The following is a 17,914-nucleotide window of genomic DNA, read 5'->3' as shown; positions in this document are numbered from 1 at the left end:
CCGGCGCCGCCGACCAGATGGACAAGGTGACGCAGCAGAACGCCGCGATGGTGGAAGAGTCGACCGCGGCGGCCCAGACGCTCGCCAAGGAGACCGAGGGCCTGGCGGCGGCGGTGGCGCGGTTCCGGACGGCCGGGACGGCGGCGAAGGCCGCCGGGGCGGCGGGATCGGGCGGCATGCGCACCCCAGCTCGCCCGGCGGCCCGCGGCCTGCCGCAGCTGAAGACCGCCGGCGGCGCGGCCCGCAAGCCCGCCGCAGCGGCCGCGGCGGCCGCAGCCGAGGAGAGCTGGGAGGAGTTCTGATCCTCCGGCTGGCTCGGGGCTCTACCGGCCAACTTCGGCCGGACCGGGCCGGGCAGCGACCGGCCTCAGGGATCGAGCGCACGATCCTCATGCCGGCTCCGGGCTGCCCGAGCCGGCTGATGATTTTGCGGTGACCGGCCGCAGTCGCCCTCTCTCGCGCCTGCCCTAGGTTTCGCCGCTCGGGCACGAAGCGGCGAGGCGTCAGTCCTCGCCTTGCCGATGGGAGATTTCTCGATGCGAATTCAATTGCGTGCGGCGTTTCTGGCAGCGACGGTGCTTTCTCTCGGTGCCCTGCCGGCCGTCGCCCAGTCGAGCGGCACGTCCGGCGAAGCGGGCGGCGACGCCCAGCAGAATCTCGTCCTGCCGCCGGATGCCGCCCCCAAGCCGATGTCGCCCGCCGAGACCGAGACGCCGCAGAAGCCGGCCGCGGCCGGCGGCGAGGCGAGCGACGCGACGGCGACCGGCGCGCCGCTGGGCGCAGCCCCCGCCGAGAAGACGTCCCCCGCAGGCGGCACGGGCGGCACGGGCGATGCCGCGAAGCCCGGCGCTGCCGCCAATGCCGGAGAGGCCGGTCAGGATGGCCAGCCACGCAACGCCGTCGGCGACAAGTTCGAGATGCCGCATCTGACCAAGGAGAACGAGGCGCAGATGATCAGCGAGCTCTGCGGCATCCAGATCAAGGGGATGACGCCGGCCGCCTGCGGTTGCCTCGGCGACCGGGCGGTCGAGAAGCTGACGCCGCCGCAGCGGGACTATCTGATCGCCAGCGTCGTCGCGCCGCCGACGGCCGACCGGCTCCTGAAGAAGGGCGACGTCACCAAGGACGACCAGAAGGCGATCTTCGACTTCCTCGAAGCCGATTCGGCCTCCTGCAAGAGCGCCGGAAGCGGGGCAAACAGCGGCTCGGGCGCTCCGGCCGGGAACGCCGCGCCTCAGGGTCAGGGAGAGGCGGGCGGCACCAAGTGACGACGCCGGCGCTGCCCTCTGCCGCGACAGCCAAGTCGGGTGAAACCGCGTTTGCCGCCCTTGGGTGCTGCCGGCGGGGCGATGGCGGGCGCGGGGAACGCCGATGCTGAGACGCGGCCTCAGCCGCCTCGAAGATGCCTGGGACGCCGCCCGTTTCGCGTTCAAGCGGCGCACCGGGCTGCTCGGTACGCCGATGATCGCGCCCTATCGCGGCATGGCGACGCCGGACGGTCTCTGGATCCGCGGACGGGTGATCGAGGACCAGGGCGTGACGACGGCGCCGCACAGCGATTCGACGCTGACCAATCTGTGGCTGACGCTGAAGCGCTACGAGACCGACGAGGTCGGCGGCGCGCGGCTCGCCTGGCGGGCCTTCGGTGCGTCGGGCGAACTCGTGACCGATGGCGAGGGCTATTTCGATTCCGTGCTCCCCGTCCACGCCGACCCGGGATCGGCGCCCTGGGCAGGGGTCGAACTCCGGCTCCTCTCGGCGCCCGGGCGGACGATCCGGCCGCTTGCCGCGGAACTTCGGGTGCGCGCGGCGTCGCCGAACGCCCGCTTCGGCGTCATCTCCGACATCGACGACACGATCGTGAAGACCGGCGCCACCAATTTCGTCAAGCACTGGCGCACGGTCGTCGCCAATTCCGCCCGGAGCCGGACGGCGTTTCCCGGCGTCTCCCATCTCTACCGGGCGCTCGCCGCGGGGCCCGCGGGGCCGGAGACGAACCCGATCTTCTACGTCTCGTCGAGCCCCTGGAACCTCTACGATCTCTTCGAGAGCTTTCTCGCACTGCGGGCGATCCCGCCGGGGCCGATGCTTCTGAAGGATTTCGGGCTGACGGCGGACAAGTGGCTGACCGGCGGCCACGACGCGCACAAGCTGGCGATGATTTCGAAGATCATGGCGGCCTGTCCGCAGCTGCGCTTCCTGCTCGTAGGCGATTCCGGACAGCGGGATGCGGCGATCTATGCCGAGGCGGCGCGCCGGCACGAAGGCCGGGTGCTCGCAGTGCACATCCGCGACGTCACCGACGGCATCCTCGCCGTGGATGCGAGCGACGGGATCGCGGCGCTTCGGGACATGGGCGTTCCGGTCACCCACGGCGAGACGCTCCGCGAGGCGGCCGAGAGCGCCGAAGCCATGGGGCTCATCGATTCGTCCGCCGTCGCCTCGGTCGCCGCGGCCATCGCGGATCGCAAAAGGTCCGGCTGAACGGCGAATTTCGCCATTGCGGCAAATTTTCCGCCGGCTTCAACCGATTAGAGCCCGGCACGGCGCCAAGACGGCTCTTCCGTTTTGCATTGCAAACACTATGGTGCGAACGATTCCAATGAGGACCCGGATCAAGAGACGATGGTCGAACTCGCGCTTCCGAAAAATTCACGGATCACCAAAGGCAAGGTGTGGGACAAGCCGCAAGGCGCCGAGACGGTTCGTGAGTTCCGGATCTATCGCTGGTCGCCGGACGACGGCGAGAACCCGCGCATGGACACCTTCTACGTCGACACGTCCGACTGCGGCCCGATGGTCCTCGACGCGCTGCTGTGGATCAAGAACAAGGTCGATTCGACCCTGACGCTGCGCCGCTCCTGCCGGGAGGGCATCTGCGGCTCCTGCGCCATGAACATCGACGGTTCGAACACCCTCGCCTGCACCAAGGGCATGGACGAGATCGAGGGCGAGATCGCGATCTACCCGCTGCCGCACATGCCGGTGATCAAGGACCTCGTGCCCGACCTGACGGTCCCCTACGCACAGCTCCGCTCGATCGAGCCCTGGCTGAAGACCGAATCGCCGCAGCCCGAGAAGGAATGGCGCCAGAGCCACGCGGACCGCGAGAAGCTCGACGGCCTCTACGAGTGCATTCTGTGCTTCTGCTGCCAGACTTCCTGCCCGTCCTACTGGTGGAACGGCGAGCGCTATCTCGGGCCCGCCGTCCTGCTGCAGGCCTATCGCTGGCTGATCGATTCCCGCGACGAGGCGACCGGCGAGCGGCTCGACGCGCTGGAAGATCCCTTCAAGCTCTATCGCTGCCACACGATCATGAACTGCACGCAGGCCTGCCCCAAGGGCCTGAACCCCGCCAAGGCGATCGCCGAGATCAAGAAGATGATGGTCGAGCGCCGGGTCTGATACGGCTTCCGGTCGATGGACTCGGCAGAGGGGTGGATTCCTGAGGGATCTGGGTTCGAGTGAAACGATTGTCTCATGCTGCGGAGGCGGTCATGGCACATGTCGTGGATCATTTGAGCGTCGCGGCATTGGAGGCGGACTATCGGACGGCGTGGAGCGGGATGCACCTCGCTTGAACCGCTCGCCGCCGCGCCGCGCCGAGCCGCGCGTTTCGCGGCGTTTGCGGCGCGTCAGGTCCGGTCCGGCGCCCGCCCGTCCGATCCGCCTTTGGCATTCCTGTCGGAGTCGCGGTCGTCCTCGAGCTCCTTGACGATGTCGGCGAAGCCGCGGAACAGCTTCTGCATGCGCTCGATCGCCATGTCGGTCTCGTCGCTGCCGGTCAGCGCCGAGCCGCCGCGGGCAAGTTCGGCCTCCAGCGCCGAGACGCGGCGTTCGAGGTCGCGAAGCCGCATCTCGCCGCCGGTAGCGGCCGGGCCGGGCGATGCGTCGCCGCAGGCAACGAGCCTGCTCTCGACCCGGCAGGTGGCGACCGCGCCGGTCGCGGTGTCGAGACGGGCGACGGCGCCGTCGATGGTGACGATCTGGTAGCGGCCCGGGGCGCCTTCGCCGACGCCGGCATTGATACCGACGGCGGCAGCGGCACCGGTCCCGGCGCCGAGCGCCGACGACTGGGCGCTCGCTCCCGGGGCTGCCGCGAGGAGGAGCACCGCCCCGATCGCCGCGGCCTTCGATCCTCTGGCTGTCGTCATCGTCCTCTCTCCCTTCTTCGTCTCTCCCGGCTCTCGCCGGTCTCCGACCACCGCACGTCGCGGGCTTCCGCGGTCTTTCCCGACGAGGCGGCCCGCCGAGCAGACCGCCGGGTGCCTCAGCCTTGACAGCATTCATTGGCCCGGATGTGACCTCGACCCCGACACGGAATTGATTTTTCCCGAAGAGTTTGGCACCGCTCTTCGCCATGAACCAGACGATCTACAAGATCCTGCCGCTTGCGCTTTGGGAAGAGGCGAAGAAGACCGGCCGGCTCGCCGGGGCGCCGGTCGACCTTGCCGACGGCTACATCCACTTCTCGACCAGCGCCCAGGTGCGCGAGACCGCCGCCAAGCATTTCTCCGGCGTCGGCGATCTCGTCCTCCTCGCCGTCGATCCCGCCTCTCTCGGCGACCGGCTGAAATACGAAAAGTCCCGGGGCGGGGCGCTGTTTCCGCATCTCTACGACAGCCTGCCCGTCGCCGCGGTCGTCTGGGTCGAGGATCTGCCGCTCGGCCCCGACGGCCATCACCTGTTTCCCGGAGCGATGCGCTGATTTCGCCGCGTCAGATCGCCACCCTGCCATGAGCCTTCTCTACCGGCTGGCCCGGCCCGCGCTGTTCCGCCTCGAGGCCGAACGGGCGCACGGCCTCTCCATCACCGCGCTGAAGCGCGGGCTGGTGCGCGACCTCGACATTCCGGTCGACGGGCGGCTGCATGTCGAGGTGGCGGGCATCCGCTTTCCCAACCCGCTCGGCCTCGCCGCCGGCTACGACAAGAATGCCGAGGTGCCCGATGCGGCGCTGAAGCTCGGCTTCGGCTTCGTCGAGGTCGGCACGCTGACGCCGCGGCCGCAGGAAGGCAACCCCCGGCCGCGGATCTTCCGCCTGGCGCGGTCGCGCGGCGTGATCAACCGGCTCGGCTTCAACAATGACGGCCATGCCGACGCCGCCGAGCGGCTGGCGGCGCGGGCGAAGAAATCCGGCATCGTCGGGGTCAATGTCGGGGCGAACAAGGATTCGAAGGACCGGATCGCCGACTATGTCGAAGGCGTCAACGTCTTCGAGAGCTTCGCGAGCTACCTGACGATCAACATCTCCTCGCCCAACACTCCGGGCCTGCGCGACCTTCAGTCCGGCGACGACCTCGACCGGCTGCTGAAGGCGGTGGTCGCGGCCCGCAACGGCTATGCCGCGATCACCGCGAGCCGGCGCCGGCCGGTCTTCGTCAAGGTGGCGCCCGATCTTTCCGAAGACCAGATCGAGGAGATCGCCGACGCCGTGCGCCGGCGCGAGGTCGACGGGCTGATCGTCTCCAACACCACGCTGTCGCGCGACGGTCTCGCCGGCGAAAGCCTTGCGGGCGAAGCCGGCGGACTGTCCGGCCGGCCGCTGATGCGTCGCTCGACTTGGGTGCTCGCCCGCTTCCGCCGGGCCGTCGGGCCGGATTTTCCGCTGATCGGCGTCGGCGGCGTCGAGGATACGCGCACCGCGATCATGAAGATCGAGGCGGGCGCCGATCTCGTCCAGCTCTATACCGGCCTCGTCTATGGCGGCCCGCATCTGCCGGCACGGATCCTCAAGGGTATGCTGCGCGTCCTCGACATCGGCGACATCGACAATATCGCCCGGCTGCGGGACCGCCGGGTCGACGACATCCTGGCCGGACCGCGGCCGTTCTGACCGGCGCTTCCGACCGCCTCGTACCGGAAGGATTGGGTGTCGCCCGGGACGCTGCCGGAGCGGCGCCGCAGGCGTGAAATGATTTGAAGAGCCCGGGCGCGATGGCCGCCATGCCGCCCATCCCGCGTCCGGGCCGCCATTCCCGGGAAACGAAACCGGCCCGGAGATCGCGGTCGATCTCCGGGCCGATCCGGATCTGCAGAGTGAGCGACGGGCCGCCGCCCCTGTCGGACGGCCGGGCGGCTGCCTAGAGGGCGGCCATGTAGGTCGGCAGTTCGTTCATGCTCTTGACCACGATCATCCGGTTGATGCGGCCGGCCTTGAAGGCCCTCAGGAAGCGATCGTAGTTCTTGAACACCACGCAGCCGTTCGACTGCGAGCGGTCGCCGCCGCCGATATACATGTAGGGATGGGCGAGCAGGCCGTCGCGGTTGAACTTCTTGCGCCCGTCGGCCGGCAGCAGGCGGATCGCCTCGGCGCCGTGGAAGCGCGCCTCGCGCATGCGCAGATTGTAGACGTTGGGCGGCGTCGGCCCGCGCATCTTCTGATCGACGTAGCGCGGATTGTCCTGCATGTGGCCGAGGCCGGAATGCGCCTCGAGCTTGCCTTCGCCGGGCAGGTAGACCGTCGCGGAGGAGATGTCGTAGACGGCGATGCGGCTGCCGGCGCCGGGAAGCTTGGCCGAGCCGCCGCCCTGGAACAGGCGCTCGAAGAAGCCGCCGATGCCGCTGTCGTCGTTGTCGCGGCCGGGCAGGTTCGGGCGGGTGTTGGCGACGGCCGGGGCCGGCTGGGGCGCCTGGCGCTGGGCCGGCTGCACGGGCTGCGGCGCCTGACGCTGCGGCTGCGGCTCGGCGCTCGCCTGCGGGGTGTAGTTCGGCCGGCGCTCCGGCAGCGGCACGGCGAGGGCGGTCATTTCCTCGGTCACGGTGCCGAGCGGCGGGGCGACGTCCTGCGGCTCGAGGCTCGCGACCCTGACGCCGGCCGATCCGCCGACTTCCGGCCGCGCGGCTGGAACCGGGATCGCACCGATCACCACGTCTTCCTCGCCCTCGGCGCCCTCACCGATGGCAAGGTCGTGCTCGTCCACCGCAGCCGCGGCCTCGACGGCCGGACGAAGCGAGGGGCGGGGAACGTCGGGCGACTGATAGGCGGCGACGCCGGTGGCGGCGAGGTCGGCCTTGGAGGCCGGGCGCGGCTCGAAGGACGCAAGCTCGGCGAGGGCGGCCTGGCCGGAGCGCGGCTGCGGCCTGTCGGCCGGCGTCGCGACGGCCCGGGCCGGGGTGCTTTCGGCGGCGACCTGTGCCTCGAGACGCTTCGGGATCGACGCGAGCACCGGCTTTGCGGGGGCGGGACGGCGGGAAGCCAGGCCGGCGAGCACGATCCTGCCGCTCGCGACGATTTCGTTTCCGGCGACCTGCTCCACCGGATGGAAGACGCGCCCGCCGCGGTCGGCCGCGGCGTGGCCGGCGAGCCATGCCTTCGGGCCGGCCGCGTCCTGCCGGGCCAATCTGGCAGACCGGTCGGCTTCCGCGGCGCGGCGCGGCGCCGCGATCGCGGCGACCTCGATCGCCGGCGTCTCGACCCGGTCGCCGGCAGAGCGCCCGGAAGCGACATGGCCTGCAGACGGCGCCGCCGCGACGGCGACGTGCTGCTTCTCAGCGTTGGACGAAAGATAGGGCAGCGAAGCAACCCCGATGGCGGCGGTGGCCGAAACCGCGACGGCGCCGGCAAACAGACGGCGGCGGCCGGCTCCTCGCGACACGTGCGACGGCCTGCGCCCGTCCGGGCGCGTCCCCTCAAAGTTCGATGCGGTCACCCGCTTCCCCCATTCGCTTCAATCGAGTGGACCGGCGGCGAGCCCCCTTTGCCCGTGGCCGACGCTTTTCGCCGGCCCGCCAGTCGTTTCATCCATCATCGGCGAATCTTGGTAACCAAACCCTTTCGTCCACCGACATTTCACGCGGCACTCTATTTCGCATTCACCGGCCGGACCCGATCGCCCCGATCGTCGCAATGGCCGATGTTCTCGAGACGAGACACCGAAACCCGGCCGCGGGACGCGCAGGCAAGGCGCCTGCGTCAGACCCGACCGAACCGCCACGGACCGCCGTCTGCCGGCCAACCCGCGCGGAATGTCACCGAGTTCGCTGAACCCCTCCAGCAACTGTCAAGCATCTCACCTCACGGAAGCGGCATAATTGCGGCGGATGATGTCTTTTTGCACCTGCACATGGATCCGCGCATCTTTGTCGCACTGCGCCCGAGCCTCTCACGACGCGCCCGCCGGGCGCAACCACCTCGGCAGCGCCGCGGTCGCCATGCTGCAGCCGCAGAATTTCGGGGCGGTGGTGCCGGCCGCCCGCGACCCTCAGTTCCGCCGCCTGCCGTCGAGGAGAAACGCCGTCGCGGCCGGCCAGAGCGGCTCGCGCATCGCCCGCCGGAAGAAGCCCATGTGACCGATGGCGTCGCCCGCATCGTCGGGGCCGAGCCAGAGCTCTTCGACCGCGGCATTGGAGAACTTTCCCAGCAGCGCCGCGACGGCCGCCGGCGTCCCCCAGCGATCGTCGGTGAAGCCGATCGATCGCAGCGGTATGGCGACGTCGGCAAAGCGTGCGGCTTCCGGCACCGTTGGATCGGAGAAGAAGAAGTCGGGCCGGCGGCACCAGCGCGCCCAGTCGCGGAAGATCGGGCCGGCGAGCGCCGTGCCGAGGCCGACCGCCGCCGGAACGTGGCCGAAGAGATAGGTCGCCGGCACGCCGGCGAGGTTCATCCGGGAAAACACCGCGGCAGGCTCCGCCGTTCGCCCGTAATAGCCGTTCAGCGAGGCGACGAGGCAGTAGCGCTCGAAGGCCTCGGCCTCGCCTGAAAGGCCGAGTGCGACGCCGCCGAAGGAGTGGCCGATGCCGGCGAGGGGGCCGGGACCCGCCGCCGCCTTCAGGGCGGCAAGGGCCGCCGGAAAGTCGCGGACGCCCCAGTCCTTCATCCGGAAGTCCTTCGCCCGCGTCGCCTTCGCTGCCGCCCCGACGCCGCGATAGTCGTAGGTGAGGACGGCGCGCGCGCCGTTTTCGACGAGGTTCGTCGCGAAGGCCCTGTAGAACCGCCGCTCGACCGCCGCCGCCGACGAGACGAGGACGGCGGGTCCGTCGCCTTCGCCGGTGAAGAGCGTCGCCGGAAGATCGACGCCGTCGGCGGTCGCGATCTTGAGCTCGCTTTCGGTCACCGGAAAGAACGCGTCGTGGGCGGTCTCGCCGGGGAGGTGGGTGAAGGTCGCCATGCCGGGATGCTGGATGACGTTTACGTTCACGTCAAGACAGGCTGGCGGAGCGCGTCGCTCCGGTGTCGCATCTAAGGCTGCGAATGCGGCCGCGCACTTCGCAGGTCGGCCGCCTTCACATCAGGCCAGCGCGCCGGCGAGGCAGGCGAGCGCCGCCACGATGATCGACGCGAAAGTCAGCGCCATTCCGACGATCCGGAAGCCGAGCGTTTCGTTGAGTTGGGAGACGCCGAAAGCGTGCAGGCAGCGCCCGGCGACGAGGAGGATTCCGGCGAGATGGAGGACCCAGCCCGGCGTCGCGACGCTCTCTGCCAGCGCCAGGAGGAGAAGCGCCATCGGGGCGTATTCGCAGAAATTGCCGTGGACGCGGATGCGGCGCGTCAGAGCGGCGTCGCCGCCGTCGCCGATGGTCGTCGCGAGGCTATTCCTGCGCAGCACGACGCGGACGGCGAGGCCGATGAAGAGCGGCGTGAGGATGGCGGCATAGAGGGCTGCGATCGGCATGGCTGACGCTCCGGGAGACGATGCGCGGATCATATCAACCCGGCACCGGGGCGAGGGAGCCGGCCGAGGCGTTTTTCGGATCGCGACTTGATCCGCCGCGCGCCCGATGCTTTAGCGATCCGATTCCGACATCTGGTGCCGCCTCGTGGCGATCGCCCAGCAAATGTCGTAATCGCAAGACCGCTAGCCAAGTTCATGATCCTAGTGGATTTTTCGAATCTGACATTTGATAGGACGCCTCACCCGATCGGGACTCAAATGTCAAATTCGATCCACTAGGTCCGCCAAATGGACATTCATCCCGACCACCCCGACCTCGAAACCCTCGCCGCCGAGGGCCGCGTCGTCGCCTATTTCGGCTACGGTTCGCTGGTCAATCCGCGCACGCTGCGAACGAAGTTCCTCGCCATCCGCCGGGCGGAAGCCGCCGGGTGGCGCCGCGTCTGGCTGCCGCGGGCGGCGGATTCTGCGATGTCGCTGCTGTCGGTCACCCGCGAGGAGACGGCGGCCGTCCATGGCGTCGTCGTCTACGATCTCGCCGAGCATCTGCCGTCGGTCGACGAGCGCGAGGCCGGCTATGCGCGCCGCATCGTCGATCTGTCGCGGCTTTCCGTCGAGTGGCCGCCGCTCGCGGACGTTCCCGTCTATATCTACGAGGCGCATCCCGGCACCGAGACCGCCGAAGACCGGCAGTCGGCGATCCTCCAGAGCTATCTCGACGCGGTGATGCAGGGTTTTCGCATGCTTTACGGCGATCAGGGGCTGAAGCGCTTCGTCGAGGAGACGCACGGTTTCGAGACGAAGCTCCTCGCCGACCGCGGGGCGCCACGCTATCCGCGGCCGGTGGCGCTCGGCGACGGCGAGGCGGAGGTCTTCGATCGCCTCGTCGCAGCACGGGGCGTCGGCCCGGTGGTGCCGGGCTGAGCAGCGCTTCCTCGACTGGCGACGATCCGCCGGCAAGGCCGGCCCGGGCGCGGCGCGCGGCCTTTCGGGCGGCTGCCGTCTGCCGACCGCCGTCAAAGTCTGCCGGTCACGGTGACGCCTCATCGGGCGCCCGCGCCGCCTTCCGCGGCAGGCCTGATGACAAGCCGTTCAATTAGTGCTTAAACGCCCGCCATTGTCGTGGCCCGATCGCCGACGCGCATGTCGCGCGGGCCCGTTGCTCACCAAAGACCCGAGGCGAGGGACGACCGGGCGGACCGGTCAGGAGATGTTTTCATGGCGAAGGATTGGACACCGTCGAGCTGGCGCCAACTGCCCGTCCTCCAGATGCCCGACTATCCGGATCCGGCGGCGCTCGCCGAGACCGAGAAGCGGCTCGCCAGCTTCCCGCCGCTGGTCTTTGCCGGCGAGGCGCGCAAGCTGACCAGGGCGCTCGGCGAAGTGGCGGAGGGCCGGGCCTTCCTCCTGCAGGGCGGCGACTGCGCCGAGAGCTTCGCCGAGCACGGCGCCGACAACATCCGCGACTTCTTCCGGGCCTTCCTGCAGATGGCGATCGTCCTGACCTTCGCCGGCGCCCAGCCGGTGGTGAAGGTCGGCCGCATCGCCGGGCAGTTCGCCAAGCCCCGCTCCTCCGGCAGCGAGACCCGCGGCGACCGCACGCTGCCGGCCTATCGCGGCGACATCGTCAACGGCATCGAGTTCGACGCGGCCTCGCGCATCCCCAATCCGGAGCGCCAGATCATGGCCTACCGGCAGTCGGCGGCGACGCTCAACCTTCTGCGCGCCTTCGCCCAGGGCGGCTATGCCAATCTCGACAACGTGCATCAGTGGATGCTCGGCTTCGTCGCCGGCAGCCCGGAGGCCGAACGCTATAGGGCGCTCGCCGACAAGATCTCCGAGACCATGGCCTTCATGCGGGCGATCGGCATCGACGCCGAGAACCACCCGTCGCTCCGCGAGACCGACTTCTTCACCAGCCACGAGGCTCTGCTGCTCGGCTACGAGGAGGCGATGACCCGGGTCGATTCGACCTCCGGCGACTGGTACGCGACCTCCGGCCACATGATCTGGATCGGCGACCGCACCCGCCAGCTCGACCATGCCCATGTCGAGTTCTGCCGCGGCGTGAAGAACCCGCTCGGCCTGAAATGCGGTCCGAGCTCGGATCCCGACGAGCTGATCCGGCTGATCGACCGGCTCAACCCGGACAACAAGGCCGGCCGGCTGACGCTGATCACCCGCTTCGGCCACGAGCGCGTCGAGGAGTGCCTGCCGAGGCTGATCCGTGCGGTGGAGCGCGAGGGCCGGAAGGTCGTCTGGTCCTGCGATCCGATGCATGGCAACACGATCACCCTCAACCGCTACAAGACCCGGCCCTTCGAGCGGATTCTCGCCGAGGTGCAGGCCTTCTTCGACGTCCACCGCGCCGAAGGCACGCATCCGGGCGGCATCCATGTCGAGATGACCGGCAAGGACGTCACGGAATGCACCGGCGGCGCCCGGCCGATCCTCGCCGAGGACCTGTCGGACCGCTACCACACCCATTGCGATCCGCGGCTCAATGCCAGCCAGGCGCTGGAGCTCGCCTTCCTCGTCGCCGAGCTCCTGAAGAAGGACCACGCCGCGAGCGAGCGCCAGAAGCTGCAGGCGGCGGGCTGAGGCGCACGATCCGTCGAGCTTGCCGCTGCGTCGCATCGGTGAACGATGCGTCGGCGCGAGAAGGCGCTGACGGGGCGAACGCCCGAAATTAAGCTCCCGGGGAATTCACCTCCCAGGGAGACCCGCCATGCTGCCGACCCTGTTCATCTCGCACGGCTCGCCGGACGTCGCGATCGCCGAGACCCCGGCGAGCGCCTTCCTGCGCGATCTCGCGCACCGCCTGCCGCGGCCGCGGGCGATCGTCGTCGCCAGCGCGCATTTCGAGGCGACCGGCAGGGTGCTCGTCACCGGTGACGCGGCGCCGGAGACGATCCACGACTTCGGCGGCTTCGCGCCCGAGCTCTATGCCATGCGCTACGGCGCGCCGGGCGATCCGGCGCTGGCGGCGGCGATCGTCGAGGCGCTGCGGGCCGCGGGCCTTGCGGCGGCGGCGGCGGGCGGTCGCGGCTTCGACCACGGCGCCTGGGTGCCGCTCGCCCTCGCCTATCCCGAGGCCACGATCCCCGTCGTCGAGGTGTCGGTCCATCCCGCCGCGGACGCGGCCTATCACCTTCGCCTCGGCAGGGCGCTGTCGCATCTTCCGCAGGAGGACGTGCTGGTGATCGGCTCCGGGTCTCTGACCCACAATCTGCGCGAGGCCTTCGTCCATCTTCGGGCGGGCGAGCGGGCGGCGGCGGTTCCCGGCTGGGTCGACGCCTTCGCCGACTGGGTGGCTGACAGGCTGGCGGGCGGGGAGGAGGAGGCGCTCCTCGACTATCGGGCGCAGGCGCCCTTTGCGGCGAGGAACCATCCGACAGAGGAGCACCTGATGCCGCTCTTCGTGGCGCTGGGGGCGGCCGGAAACGGGGCGGGAGCCGAGACGCTGCACCGCAGCCGGGATTTCGGCGTGCTCGCGATGGAGGCCTTCGCCTTCGCCCAGGCGGCCTGATCCGGCCGGGACGCAGACGGAGGCTGCCGGGCGGTCGCGGGGCTGGTCAGTCCTCCGAACCCTGGTCGCGCAGCCGCGGCGGGCGGATCGTCAGCCGCGCCAGGCGCGGACCGCTCTCGCGGCGATGGGCGGCGGCGCGGCGCTCGTGCCGGCGGCGCCACCACGCATGAACAATCGGGCCCCATTGCCGCCAGCCGAAATAGCTCGCGAGAATCACCGCGCAGGCGACGAGGACGAAAAGCGCGCCCTGTTCGAACACCTTCAGATTGGCGAAGACCGACCAGATCGAATAGCCGAAGACGAAGCCGACCGTGGTGAAGATGCCGGCCCACAGCCCGGCGCCGAGGAAGTTCAGCACGAGGAAGCGGGTGAGGGAGATGCGCGACATGCCGAGCGCGACGAGGCCCGGCATCCTGAGGCCGTAGACGTAGCGGTTCACGATCACGAAATAGGCCTGGTAGCGCTCGACCAGGGCGAGCGCCTTGGCGAAGCGCGGTTTCTCCCGCCAGATCCGCACCCAGCGATGGCCCGAACAGAAGCGGGCGAACAGGAACACCGCGAGATCGCCGCAGAACGATCCGGCGAAGGCGAGCCCGATCATCATCTCGAAGGGATAGGAGCCCCGATAGGCGAGAAAGCCGCCGATGATCGCGAAGACCTCGCCTTCGAAAAAGGTCCCTGCCAGAACGATGACCGGGCCGAACTGCGCGATCAGGGACAGGATTTCGTACACGTCTTCTCCATCTGCGTCGGCCTGCGCCGCCGGGCGTCGCGTCGCGGCGGCGCTCGCCCGGTGCACCCGCGCTCCCGCGCCCGGCCCTTCCGGAACGCCTTGTTTCAGAACTTTGCGGCACAAGAAAGTGGCGAAAGCGCGCGTCCTCCGCGGCCGCTCCTCCGTCATGTTCCTTGCGCTCGGCGAAGGGTGCGACGGCACCCCGGCCGAATTCGACGTTCGACGGCCTGGTGGTCCGATTCCGACATTCGGCACCGCCACGTGGAGACCGCGCAGCGAATGTCGGAATCGAAAGACCACCAGGCAAGTTTATGATCCTAGTGGATTTTTCGAATTTGACATTTGACACGACGCCTCACCCGATCGGGATTCAAATGTCAAATTCAATCCACTAGAAGGCGCTTCGCCGCGAAGATTTCAAGGGCCTGCGCCGGCCGCCCGCGCTTGCCGCCCGCGCTTGCCGCCCGTCGCGCCCAAGCCGGAGGGCGTCCCGTCCGGCGTTGCGGCAGAAGCGCTTGCGGCCTCGCCCGCACCGGTCGATCTTGCTATCACGGCGGCGCGGGAGCCGCGCGGCTCCCCGCCCGAAAATGTCCGGCGACACGCGAGGAGGTGGCACGATGGCCCAGCTGACCGACACTTTGAGGCTTGCGGTCGCGCAGCTCGATCCGACCGTCGGCGACGTTTCCGGCAATCTGGCGCTCGCCCGCAGGGCGCGGGCGGAGGCGGCCGCCGCGGGCGCCGACCTCGTCCTCTTCACCGAACTTTTCATCGCCGGCTATCCGCCGGAGGATCTCGTCCTCAAGCCCGCCTTCGTCGATGCCTGCATGGAGGCGGTGGCGAGCCTGGCGAAGGAGACCGCCGACGGCGGGCCAGGCGTCGTCATCGGCTGCCCGCTGCGCGACGAGACCGGCCTCTTCAACGCCGTCGCCGTCCTCGACGAGGGGCGGATCCTCACCTGGCGCTCCAAGGTCGACCTGCCGAACTACGGCGAGTTCGACGAGAAGCGGGTGTTCCAGGTCGGACCGATGCCCGGGCCGGTGAACTTCCGCGGCCTCAGGCTCGGCATCCCGGTCTGCGAGGACGTCTGGGGCGATCTCGGCGTCTGCGAGACGCTCGCCGAATCCGGCGCCGAGCTGCTGCTCGTGCCGAACGGCTCGCCCTTCTATCGCGGCAAGCTCGACGTGCGCCACCAGGTGGTGCTGCGCCAGGTGATCGAAACGGATCTTGCGATGGTCTACGCCAATCAGGTCGGCGGCCAGGACGAACTCCTCTTCGACGGTGCCTCCTTCGCCTTCAACGGCGACCGCTCGCTCGCCTTCCAGCTGCCGCAGTTCGCCACCGGCGTCTTCGTCTCGGAGTGGCGAAAGACCGGCGACGGCTGGGAGTGCCACTCCGGCGAGGTCGCGGAGATCCCGGACGCCGAGGCGGCGGTCTGGCGCGCCTGCGTCCTCGGTCTCGGCGACTACGTGAACAAGAACGGCTTCAGGTCGGTGGTCCTCGGCCTTTCCGGCGGCATCGATTCGGCGGTCTGCGCGGCGATGGCCGTCGATGCGCTGGGGGCCGAGCGCGTCCACGCCGTCATGCTGCCCTATCGCTACACCGCCGAGACGTCGCTGGAAGATGCCGCCGCCTGCGCGAAAGCTCTCGGCATCCGCTACGACACCGTGCCCATCGCCGAGCCGGTGGAAGGCTTTTCGCGGGCGCTCGAGACGATGTTCTCAGGCTCCGTCCCCGGGATCACCGAGGAGAACCTCCAGAGCCGCACCCGCGGGGTGATCCTGATGGCGATCTCCAACAAGTTCGGCGCGATGGTCGTCACCACCGGCAACAAGAGCGAGATGAGCGTCGGCTACGCGACGCTCTACGGCGACATGAACGGCGGCTTCAACCCGATCAAGGACCTCTACAAGACCGAGGTTTTCCGGCTCGCGCGCTGGCGCAACCAGAACCGGCCGGCCGGGCTGAAGGGGCCGGCCGGCGAGGTCGTGCCCGAGCGGATCATCGTCAAGCCGCCCTCGGCGGAGCTGCGCGCCGACCAGAAGGACGAGGATTCGCTGCCGCCCTACGAGGTGCTCGACGCGATCCTCCAGCATCTCGTTGAGCATGACGGCGGCGTCGACGAACTCGCCGCAGAGGGTTTCGACCGCGACATCGTCGCGCATGTCGAGCGGCTGCTCTACGTTGCCGAATACAAGCGGCGGCAGTCGGCGCCGGGCGTCAAGGTGACCCGGAAGAACTTCGGCCGCGACCGCCGCTATCCGATCACCAACCGGTTCCGGGACGGGGCGTGAGACGAGATCCGCTCGATCAGAGCGGGGCTCGTATCAAGCCCGCGCGGCGAATGAGCGTCTTTGCTTCCGGCGTCGGCCGGCACCGCTCGCCGTCGCAGGTCGGCGCAATCTCACGGCGCGGGCGTCGAGCTTTTCTCCAGATGCCGCCGCGCGGCATAGAGCGCGATCGCCGCGGCGTTGGAGACGTTGAGGGAGTGGATCGCACCGGGCATGTCGAGCCGGGCCAGCCGGTCGACCGTCGCGCGGGTCTTCTGGCGAAGGCCCTTGCCTTCGGCGCCGAGCACGATGGCGATCCTGTCGCCGGCGAGAAGTTCCGCCTCGAAGGGCTGCGGGCCCTCGGAGTCGAGGCCGATGGTCAGGAAGCCCTGCGCGGCGAGGTCGCCCAGCGCCTCGGCGAGGTTCTTCACCTCGATCTGGGTGACGTGTTCCAGCGCGCCGGACGCCGCCTTGGCGAGGACGCCCGATTCCTGCGGCGAGTGGCGGGTGGTCGTCACCACGGCGTCGGCGGCGAACGCCGTCGCCGACCTGAGGATCGCCCCGACATTGTGCGGATCGGTGACCTGGTCGAGCACGAGGACCAGCCTTGCGCCGGAAAGCTCGCCGAGCCGGCGCGCCGCGAGCGGCTCGGTCTCGAGCGCCGCCCCCTGGTGGACGGCGTCAGCGCCGAGTTCTGAGTCGATTGCCCGCGGCTCGACGATCTCGTGCGGGCAGGGCAGGGCGGCGGCGTCGAGCGCCATGCGGGACAGCGCGTTGCGCGTCACCAGCAGGCGGTGGAGCCGCCGGCGCGGGTTCTTCAAAGCCTCGGCGACGCTGTGGAGGCCGTAGAGCCAGATCCGGCCGTCGGCAAGCGCGCGGCCGGGGGAGGCGCCGCGCTTGCCGTCGCGCCGCGGCGGCTCGCCGGCCTGGGCGCGCTTGGCGTCGCGATGGGCGCGGCGCAGCTTGGCGTAGTGGGTGTCCTTGGGGGTGCCGGTCGTCTCGTCGCTCATGGCCCGGCTTAGCGAAGCCGCCGGCGCAAGGAAAGCCCGCTTGGGGAAAGTCGTTCCGCGCCCGCCGCCCGCCCGCGTCCCGAAGGTCGTGTCGTCGGCCGGATGGGCCGGCTCGAATGGGGCGTTGACAGACGCCCGCGCTTTTTTCATAAGGCCGCACGGACATGCCGGGTGGCGCCGTGGCGCCCTCCGGTTGGTATCGCGAATGACGATGGGTGAAAGCGCCATGGTCGGTTCGGAGGGGTGTCCGAGTGGTTAAAGGAGACGGACTGTAAATCCGTTGGCTAAGCCTACGCTGGTTCGAATCCAGCCCCCTCCACCATCGCTTTTCCCATGATCTTCGCGTAGTGTCCCAAGCTGCGCGGGTATAGCTCAATGGTAGAGCAGCAGCCTTCCAAGCTGAATACGCGGGTTCGATTCCCGCTACCCGCTCCAGATCTTTCCTCCAGAGATCCCGCCGGGGACGCCTGACGGCCGCGCCCGCCGGCGTCCGGACGAGCGGTCCGCGATGCCTCACCGGGGCTGTCGGGTGTGCCGTCGCGGGCGCCGGCTGGCGCTGCGGCGAGGACTTGCGTGAACTTCCGCAAGCCTCTATGTCGCGCGCACTGAAATAACTTCCGGCACTGGGAGCAGGCGATGGCCAAGAGCAAATTCGAGCGCAACAAGCCGCATGTGAACATCGGCACGATCGGGCACGTCGACCACGGCAAGACGTCGCTGACGGCGGCGATCACCAAGTATTTCGGCGAATACCGGGCCTATG

At 69.5% G+C, this 17,914-nt stretch carries 16 protein-coding genes, 2 tRNA genes and 1 pseudogene; 13 read left to right on the top strand and 6 right to left on the bottom strand.

Going from position 1 to position 17,914, the window contains the following annotated elements:
- The 4 genes and pseudogenes from J1C47_RS22855 to J1C47_RS22840 all read left to right on the top strand — a co-directional run.
- Positions 1-302: pseudogene (locus J1C47_RS22855) on the top strand (methyl-accepting chemotaxis protein); the annotation flags it as partial.
- 234 nt (positions 303-536) lie between these two features.
- Entirely contained in the window at positions 537-1,268 is a 732-nt protein-coding gene (locus J1C47_RS22850) for a hypothetical protein (protein WP_207353121.1), read from the top strand.
- 103 nt (positions 1,269-1,371) lie between these two features.
- A complete protein-coding gene (locus J1C47_RS22845) occupies positions 1,372-2,484 on the top strand; it encodes an App1 family protein phosphatidate phosphatase (protein WP_207353120.1) in 1,113 nt (370 codons plus the stop codon).
- Positions 2,485-2,625: 141 nt separating this feature from the next.
- Positions 2,626-3,405, top strand: coding sequence for a succinate dehydrogenase iron-sulfur subunit (locus tag J1C47_RS22840; RefSeq protein ID WP_207353119.1), 780 nt, complete (start codon positions 2,626-2,628; stop codon positions 3,403-3,405).
- 230 nt (positions 3,406-3,635) lie between these two features.
- Here the strand turns inward: J1C47_RS22840 and J1C47_RS22835 are convergent, their stop codons facing one another.
- Entirely contained in the window at positions 3,636-4,154 is a 519-nt protein-coding gene (locus J1C47_RS22835) for a hypothetical protein (RefSeq protein WP_207353118.1), read from the bottom strand.
- A 206-nt stretch (positions 4,155-4,360) separates the two neighbouring features.
- Between J1C47_RS22835 and J1C47_RS22830 the strand changes: the two genes are divergently transcribed.
- Both J1C47_RS22830 and J1C47_RS22825 read left to right on the top strand, forming a co-directional pair.
- Positions 4,361-4,708: a DUF952 domain-containing protein gene (locus J1C47_RS22830; RefSeq protein WP_207353124.1), complete on the top strand. Its 348-nt coding sequence runs from the start codon at positions 4,361-4,363 to the stop codon at positions 4,706-4,708.
- A 28-nt stretch (positions 4,709-4,736) separates the two neighbouring features.
- Entirely contained in the window at positions 4,737-5,834 is a 1,098-nt protein-coding gene (locus J1C47_RS22825; RefSeq protein WP_207353117.1) for a quinone-dependent dihydroorotate dehydrogenase, read from the top strand.
- Between the two features lie 247 nt (positions 5,835-6,081).
- Here J1C47_RS22825 and J1C47_RS23910 read toward each other — a convergent pair whose 3' ends face one another.
- The 3 genes from J1C47_RS23910 to J1C47_RS22810 all read right to left on the bottom strand — a co-directional run bounded on the left by J1C47_RS23910 (position 6,082) and on the right by J1C47_RS22810 (position 9,612).
- Positions 6,082-7,596, bottom strand: coding sequence for a tlde1 domain-containing protein (locus tag J1C47_RS23910; RefSeq protein WP_342592043.1), 1,515 nt, complete (start codon positions 7,594-7,596; stop codon positions 6,082-6,084).
- A 606-nt stretch (positions 7,597-8,202) separates the two neighbouring features.
- Entirely contained in the window at positions 8,203-9,138 is a 936-nt protein-coding gene (locus J1C47_RS22815) for an alpha/beta hydrolase family protein (protein WP_342592042.1), read from the bottom strand.
- Positions 9,139-9,228: 90 nt separating this feature from the next.
- Positions 9,229-9,612 (bottom strand): MAPEG family protein, encoded by a 384-nt coding sequence (locus tag J1C47_RS22810; protein WP_207353116.1) that lies wholly within the window; start codon positions 9,610-9,612, stop codon positions 9,229-9,231.
- A gap of 288 nt (positions 9,613-9,900) precedes the next feature.
- Here J1C47_RS22810 and J1C47_RS22805 point away from each other — a divergent pair, with 288 nt between their 5' ends.
- The 3 genes from J1C47_RS22805 to J1C47_RS22795 all read left to right on the top strand — a co-directional run bounded on the left by J1C47_RS22805 (position 9,901) and on the right by J1C47_RS22795 (position 13,141).
- Positions 9,901-10,536 carry a gamma-glutamylcyclotransferase family protein gene (locus J1C47_RS22805; protein WP_207353115.1) on the top strand — a complete coding sequence of 212 codons (636 nt, stop codon included), beginning with the start codon at positions 9,901-9,903 and terminating at the stop codon, positions 10,534-10,536.
- Between the two features lie 294 nt (positions 10,537-10,830).
- Positions 10,831-12,213 (top strand): class II 3-deoxy-7-phosphoheptulonate synthase, encoded by a 1,383-nt coding sequence (locus J1C47_RS22800; protein WP_207353114.1) that lies wholly within the window; start codon positions 10,831-10,833, stop codon positions 12,211-12,213.
- A gap of 127 nt (positions 12,214-12,340) precedes the next feature.
- A complete protein-coding gene (locus J1C47_RS22795) occupies positions 12,341-13,141 on the top strand; it encodes a DODA-type extradiol aromatic ring-opening family dioxygenase (protein ID WP_207353113.1) in 801 nt (266 codons plus the stop codon).
- A 46-nt stretch (positions 13,142-13,187) separates the two neighbouring features.
- Here the strand turns inward: J1C47_RS22795 and J1C47_RS24070 are convergent, their stop codons facing one another.
- A complete protein-coding gene (locus tag J1C47_RS24070; protein WP_207353112.1) occupies positions 13,188-13,874 on the bottom strand; it encodes a VTT domain-containing protein in 687 nt (228 codons plus the stop codon).
- 617 nt (positions 13,875-14,491) lie between these two features.
- Here J1C47_RS24070 and J1C47_RS22785 point away from each other — a divergent pair.
- Positions 14,492-16,165, top strand: coding sequence for an NAD+ synthase (locus tag J1C47_RS22785; RefSeq protein ID WP_207353111.1), 1,674 nt, complete (start codon positions 14,492-14,494; stop codon positions 16,163-16,165).
- A gap of 110 nt (positions 16,166-16,275) precedes the next feature.
- Here the strand turns inward: J1C47_RS22785 and J1C47_RS22780 are convergent, their stop codons facing one another.
- A complete protein-coding gene (locus tag J1C47_RS22780) occupies positions 16,276-17,151 on the bottom strand; it encodes a TrmH family RNA methyltransferase (protein ID WP_207353110.1) in 876 nt (291 codons plus the stop codon).
- Positions 17,152-17,388: 237 nt separating this feature from the next.
- Here J1C47_RS22780 and J1C47_RS22775 point away from each other — a divergent pair.
- From J1C47_RS22775 to J1C47_RS22765, 3 genes are all read left to right on the top strand, one after another.
- Positions 17,389-17,473: transfer RNA gene (locus J1C47_RS22775), tRNA-Tyr, on the top strand.
- 39 nt (positions 17,474-17,512) lie between these two features.
- Positions 17,513-17,586: transfer RNA gene (locus J1C47_RS22770), tRNA-Gly, on the top strand.
- A 201-nt stretch (positions 17,587-17,787) separates the two neighbouring features.
- Positions 17,788-17,914, top strand: a 127-nt coding sequence (locus J1C47_RS22765) for a GTP-binding protein (protein ID WP_245396639.1), incomplete at its 3' end; no start/stop codon positions are given.

This window comes from Jiella sonneratiae (assembly GCF_017353515.1).
GTDB classification, from domain to species: Bacteria; Pseudomonadota; Alphaproteobacteria; order Rhizobiales; family Rhizobiaceae; genus Jiella; species Jiella sonneratiae.
This window is presented reverse-complemented; position numbering and strand designations above follow the sequence as displayed.

What these genes read in the sequence shown, in the direction of transcription:
- J1C47_RS22845 (WP_207353120.1), top strand. Translation starts at nt 1,372, where the DNA reads ATGCTGAGACGCGGCCTCAGCCGCCTCGAAGATGCCTGGGACGCCGCC.
- J1C47_RS22840 (WP_207353119.1), top strand. Translation starts at nt 2,626, where the DNA reads ATGGTCGAACTCGCGCTTCCGAAAAATTCACGGATCACCAAAGGCAAG.
- J1C47_RS22805 (WP_207353115.1), top strand. Translation starts at nt 9,901, where the DNA reads ATGGACATTCATCCCGACCACCCCGACCTCGAAACCCTCGCCGCCGAG.
- J1C47_RS22825 (WP_207353117.1), top strand. Translation starts at nt 4,737, where the DNA reads ATGAGCCTTCTCTACCGGCTGGCCCGGCCCGCGCTGTTCCGCCTCGAG.
- J1C47_RS22810 (WP_207353116.1), bottom strand. Translation starts at nt 9,612, where the DNA reads ATGCCGATCGCAGCCCTCTATGCCGCCATCCTCACGCCGCTCTTCATC.
- J1C47_RS22830 (WP_207353124.1), top strand. Translation starts at nt 4,361, where the DNA reads ATGAACCAGACGATCTACAAGATCCTGCCGCTTGCGCTTTGGGAAGAG.
- J1C47_RS22785 (WP_207353111.1), top strand. Translation starts at nt 14,492, where the DNA reads ATGGCCCAGCTGACCGACACTTTGAGGCTTGCGGTCGCGCAGCTCGAT.
- J1C47_RS22835 (WP_207353118.1), bottom strand. Translation starts at nt 4,154, where the DNA reads ATGACGACAGCCAGAGGATCGAAGGCCGCGGCGATCGGGGCGGTGCTC.
- J1C47_RS22795 (WP_207353113.1), top strand. Translation starts at nt 12,341, where the DNA reads ATGCTGCCGACCCTGTTCATCTCGCACGGCTCGCCGGACGTCGCGATC.
- J1C47_RS22780 (WP_207353110.1), bottom strand. Translation starts at nt 17,151, where the DNA reads ATGAGCGACGAGACGACCGGCACCCCCAAGGACACCCACTACGCCAAG.
- J1C47_RS22800 (WP_207353114.1), top strand. Translation starts at nt 10,831, where the DNA reads ATGGCGAAGGATTGGACACCGTCGAGCTGGCGCCAACTGCCCGTCCTC.
- J1C47_RS22850 (WP_207353121.1), top strand. Translation starts at nt 537, where the DNA reads ATGCGAATTCAATTGCGTGCGGCGTTTCTGGCAGCGACGGTGCTTTCT.